This window comes from Micromonospora sp. M51, assembly GCF_018070305.1.
Taxonomy (GTDB): Bacteria; Actinomycetota; Actinomycetes; order Mycobacteriales; family Micromonosporaceae; genus Micromonospora; species Micromonospora parva.
In genome coordinates, this window is sequence record NZ_JAGPXZ010000414.1 from 1 (window position 1) to 5,430 (window position 5,430).

Here is a 5,430-nt window from a genome sequence, read left to right on the forward strand (position 1 = left end):
TCGCCGGTCCGGTGTACCACCCGTCGGTCGGGGTGCCGGAAACCGCCGCGGTGGTCACCGGTGCGGTCTCGTCGGCCACCTCCGTGCTGAGCCGGAAGTAGTCGAACGAGGCGGTCTTCGACGCCGTCTGGTTGGCGCCGAGGGTGAACAGCCCCACCTTCGGGGTGGCACCCACCGCGGTGTTGGTCAACGCCTCCAACGCGGTCCAGGTCGTCCCGTCCGCCGAGTACGACGCGGTGAACGTGTTGCCGACGCGCGCCAACCGCAGGTGCCAGACGGCGCTGGTCAGGTTGGTCACCTCCGGCTGCGGGTTCTGCACCGTACCGGCGATCTCGCTGCGGAACTCGATCCGCCGCGTCACCGCCGAGCCGGCCTGGTTGTCCGCGATGAAGTCGAACTTCAGGTAGTTGTCGTCGTCGGCCTGCACGAGCAGACCGGCCTGCTGGTACTGCTCGTTCAGCAGACTGCCGTCGACCTTCGTCTCCAGGGTCCAGTCGCCCCAAGGCGCGGTCTGGAGGATGAAGTTCTTCGGCCCGGTGTTGTCGGTGCCGTAGATGTCACCGTTGGGCACGTCGATCCGCAACGCGCCACCGGTGACCCGGTAACCGGTCGGGTCCTCCCGCAGGATCGCGTCCCACCGGCACTTGTCCAGCGTGCTGCCGTTGAACTCGTCCGAGGGGTCGACCGGCCCGGCCGGGGCGTCCGGCGTCACCTGGAACGAGTCGAAGGCCGCGTCGACAACCGGTGCCTCGGTGCCACCGTTGAGCGCGAAGACCCCGATCCGCGGGTTGGTGATGCCGGCGAGCGCGGCCGAACGGCCGACCGGGGTGAACGTCTGACCGTCGCCCGAAACGGACGCGGTCAGGTTCGTCCCGTCGCTGGTGACCCGCAGGTACACGGTGTCACCCGCCGGTGCGTTGGTGGCGTCGGCAGACTCGTTGCGCGGCGTGCCCGCCGTCTCCCGGATGAACTCCACCCGCCGGCTGCCGTTGTACAGCAGGTCCAGCTTGGCGTAGTTGTCGTCGTCGCCGTACACCAGCAGGCCGGCCTGCTGGTAGTTGGCCGTCACCGGCAGGGTGACCTTGGTGGTCATCTCCCACGCGCCGGTCGGAGCCGCCTGGAGCACCAGGTTGGTGGCGTCGTTGCGTGCGCCGTAGAGGTCACCCACGCCGGTGGGCAGCCGCAGTGCGCCGCCACTGAGCGAGTAGAGCTGGTTCTCCCGGATCACGCTCGTCCAGCGGTCCTTGTCGAGGGTGTTGCCGTTGAAGTCGTCCGAACGCGCCCCGAAGCAGGACGTGTCCGGCGCGTCGACCCGCACCGGCACCGTGGCGTACGACTTGGCGCCCTTGCTGTCGGTCACCGTGAGGGTGGCCGTGAAGGTGCCCGCGCTGGTGTAGGTGTGGCTGGCGTCCAGTGTGGTCGCCGTACCGCCGTCACCGAAGTCCCAGGCGTACGTCAGTGGGGTGTCGCCCTCGGCGTCGGTGGCCGTGCCGTCGAAGGCGACGGTGACCGGTGCGGTGCCGGTGGCCGGGGTGGCCGTGGCACTGACCACCGGCGGCCCGTTCTCGGTGACACCGCGGCCGACGAAGTCCATCCAGTTGACGTTGAACAGCGAACCCGATCCGCCGTTCGGGTCGCGGGCCAGGAAGTACAGCGAGCCGCTCGCGGCGCCGGTGACCGGTGCGCTCACGTCCGTGTACGTCTGCCACGCGCCGGTCGCCGGCACGGTGGCCGTGGCGACCACCGGTCCGTCAACCGCACCGGCGCGAACCTCGATCCGACCGCCAGCGGCGGCGGAGGCGGCCCGGAACCGGATCTCGGTGATGTTGGTCAGGTCCGCCGGGGCGAGCGACCACCAGTCGCCGTCCTCGATGAACCCGATGTTCTGACCGCCGCCGGCGGTGTCGGCGCCGGTTTCCCGCTGCACGCCGGCGTCGCCGCCGCCGGTGCTCACCGGTGCCCGCCCGGTGGCGGTGAAGAACTCGGCCTGCTTGCGCTTGGGCTGCAGCACCTCGATGACCCGACCGGTGAGCGGGCTGGCGCCACCGGCGCCACCGTCGTCGGTGTAGGTGGCCTCGAAGACCGCGAAGACGTTCGCCTCGGCGCCGTGCCCGGAGGCGAGCGACGTCTGGACGGTGCCGGTGCAGCCGGTGTGCTGCTCCAACGGGTGGGCGTGCTCGTCGTGACCCAGGAGCACCTGGAGGTTCACCCGGTCACAGTCGATCTCCCCGTCCTCCGGGTCGGTCACCTTGATCGAGTAGCGGACCTGGTCACCCCACTCGAAGAACCCGCCGTCCGGCGGGAACTCGATGGTCACCGTCGGGGACGTGTTGCCCACGGTGACCGGAACGTTGGCCACCGCGGTACGGCCCTTGGGGTTGGTGACGGTGAGCTGGGCGGTGTAGTTGCCCGCCGTGGCGTACGTGTGGGTCGGGTTCGCCTCGGTGGAGGTCTGCCCGTCGCCAAAGGCCCAGGCGTAGGTGAGCGTGCCACCGTCCGGGTCCCGGGATCCGGCGCTGGAGAAGGTCACCGTCAACGGCGCCGCACCCGAGGTCGGGGTGGCGGACGCCGCAGCGATCGGTGCGCGGTCCCCGGCGGTGTAGTCGATCCGGTAGACGCCCGAGTTGTCGTTGTTGCCGCCGAAGCCGCTGCCCCACTCGATCAGGTACAGCGCGCCGTCGGGGCCGAACTCGAAGTCCATCGGCCGGACCATGGTCATCCCGGTGAGCAGCTGGTTGATGTCCACCAACGACTTGCCGTCGGGGGTCAGCTGCATCGTGTACATCTTGTTCTGGTTCCACTCGCCGAGCAGCGCCTTGCCGTCGTAGTACGCCGGCCACTTGCGCGTCGAGTTGAGGTCGGCGTCGTAGCGATAGACCGGGCCGCCCATCGGGGCGCCACCGCCGCCGATCTCCGGGTAACGCGCGTCACCGGCGTACCCGTAGTCGACGGTCGCGGGGACGACCGGCGGGAGGTTGGTCAGGCCGGTGTTGTTGGGCGAGTTGTTCACCGGCGCGGCGCAGTCGAACTTCGCGCCGCTCGGGCCGGACGGGAACGTGTAGTCGTTGTAGGCCTCGTTCGTCCCGGTGCAGTACGGCCAGCCGTAGTTGCCGGGGGTCACGATGTTCCACTCGACCAGGCCCCGAGGGCCGCGGTTCGGGTTGTCGGAGTTGGCGTCCGGCCCGTAGTCCGCGACGTACAGCGTGTTGGTCTTCGGGTCGGTGCCGATCCGGAACGGGTTGCGGAAGCCCATCGCGTAGATCTCGGGACGGGTCTTCTCGGTGCCCGGCGCGAACAGGTTGCCGGCCGGAACCGTGTACGTCCCGTCGGCCTCCGGATGGATCCGGATCACCTTGCCGCGCAGGTCGTTCGTGTTGGCCGAGGTGCGCTGCGCGTCGTAGTCCTGGCGGCCGGCCCGCTCGTCGATCGGCGAGTACGAGTTCGACTCGAACGGGTTGGTGTTGTCGCCGGTGGCCAGGTACAGGTTGCCCTCACCGTCGAAGGTCATGCTGCCACCGGCGTGGCAGCAGGTGTTGCGCTGGGTGTCGACCCGCAGCACCTGCTTCTCGCTGGCCGGGTCGATGGTGTCACCGGTCACCGTGAAGCGGGACAGCAGGTTGCGGGTGACCCCGTCGTTCGGGGCGTAGTACAGGTACACCCACTTGTTGGTGGCGAAGTCCGGGTCGAGCCGGATGCCGATCAGGCCGTCCTCGTTGCCGGTGAAGACGTCCAGGTCGACGGCGGTGACGGTGTTGCCGGTGTCCGGCTTGATGATCTGCACCCGACCGTCGCGCTCGATGTAGAAGACCCGCCCGTCGGGGGCGATGTCCAGCTCCATCGGGTTGCTGGTGTTGCTGTCCAGGGAGACCTTCTCGAAGTTGGAGGTCTTCGAGGCGCCACAGTCGGCGTCCACCACACCGGCGGCGCTCTGGATGCCGCCGAGCAGGTGGGAGAGGAAGCCGGGCTCGGCGTACGACTCCCGGGTGTGCCCCAGACCGGTGTACCAGGAGCGGCCACCGTCGTAGTCCTGACACCAGGCGACCGGGTGGTCGGCACCCATCGCGCCGGCGCCGGGGGTGTAGCTCTTCTCGTCCAGGCTGGCCAGCACGTGCACGTCCGGCCGCGGGTTGCTCTGGTAGTTGTACCACTCGTCGAAGCGGGACCAGCGGTCCGGCAACTCCGCAGTGGACGGGTGGGCGTGGTCCTCCACCTTGACGGTGGCCGTCTGGTTCTGCGGGTGGTTGGCGAAGTACGCGCCGACCAGGTCGCCGTACCAGGCCCAGCTGTACTCGGTGTCCGACGCGGCGTGGATGCCGACGTAACCACCGCCGGCCTTCACGTAGCGCTCGAACGCCGCCTGCTGCTCGGCGTTGAGCACGTCACCGGTGGTGGAGAGCCAGATCACCGCCTTGTACTTCGCCAGGTTGGCGTCGGTGAATGCGGCGCCGTCCTCGGAGTTGTCAACGGTGAATCCGTTGGCGGCGCCGAGTTGTTGGATGGCGGCGATGCCGGTGGGGATGGAGTCGTGCCGGAAGCCGGCGGTCTTGGAGAAGACGAGGACGGAGTAGGGATCGGCTGCGGCCTTTGGCGCCTTCGGCGCCACCTGGCTGACCGGGGCTGCGGCTTTCGCATCCCGTGGGGGGACCTGGGCGGCCGCCTGGGCGGGCGTGCCGAACAGGGTGGTCGAGGCCATGGCCAGGGAGATCAGGGTTGCGGTGATGGGTACGCGGGCACGACGAGAACGGGACACGCCGCCTCCTGTGTCGTAGTGACAGAGCTCGCGGGAGTCGGCTCGCCGAAGGCCGTCCCTGATGGAGCCGGTGGTGACGCCGTGCCAGGGTGCCCCCACCGACATTTTGTCGAATCGCTGAACAAATTAATTCGGCTGGCTCGATGTCGGGCAAGATGCGGACGGGTAACGGTTCTGCAACGGCGGGCGACATTCCGAACAGGACCGCATGAAGTGCCCCATGGATCTTGATCGTTCTGATGTGGTCCGGCCCGCCGGTCGCCGCCGACCCGGCACCTTGGCAGGCCGGCGGATCTGTCGTACGGTGACACGCAAGTAACCCACGGGAGCCCGGTGTACCGGGCTGAGAGGGGGGCTGACAGCCCCCGACCGTCGAACCTGATCCGGGTAATGCCGGCGCAGGGAGGAGTGTTGCCGTGCCGTCCCTGGGGCGATTGCATCTCATCACCGACACCCGACCCGGGCGTGACCCACTCGCCGTGGTCCGGGCCGCCCTCAGCGCGGCCCGTGCCGAGCTGGTGGTGCAGGTCCGGGTGGAGGATTCCGCCACCGACCGTGAGGCGTACGACCTGGCCCGACGGGTGCTGGCGCTGTGCACCTCGTACGGGGCGTCCTGCCTGGTCAACGACCGGTTGCACGTGGCGCTGGCGGTGGGCGCCGCCGGTGGCCACGTCGGCGCC

2 protein-coding genes and 1 riboswitch are annotated in these 5,430 nt (G+C 69.3%); of the genes, one reads left to right on the forward strand and one right to left on the reverse strand.

The window, feature by feature from the left end; genetic code table 11:
• On the reverse strand, positions 1-4,750 hold a 4,750-nt coding region (locus KBX53_RS20870), incomplete at its 3' end, for a ThuA domain-containing protein (RefSeq protein ID WP_210861147.1).
• Positions 4,751-5,062: 312 nt separating this feature from the next.
• Positions 5,063-5,172, forward strand: a riboswitch (TPP riboswitch).
• Between KBX53_RS20870 and KBX53_RS20875 the strand changes: the two genes are divergently transcribed.
• Positions 5,167-5,430, forward strand: a 264-nt coding sequence (locus KBX53_RS20875) for a thiamine phosphate synthase (RefSeq protein WP_210861149.1), incomplete at its 3' end; no start/stop codon positions are given. It overlaps the preceding riboswitch by 6 nt.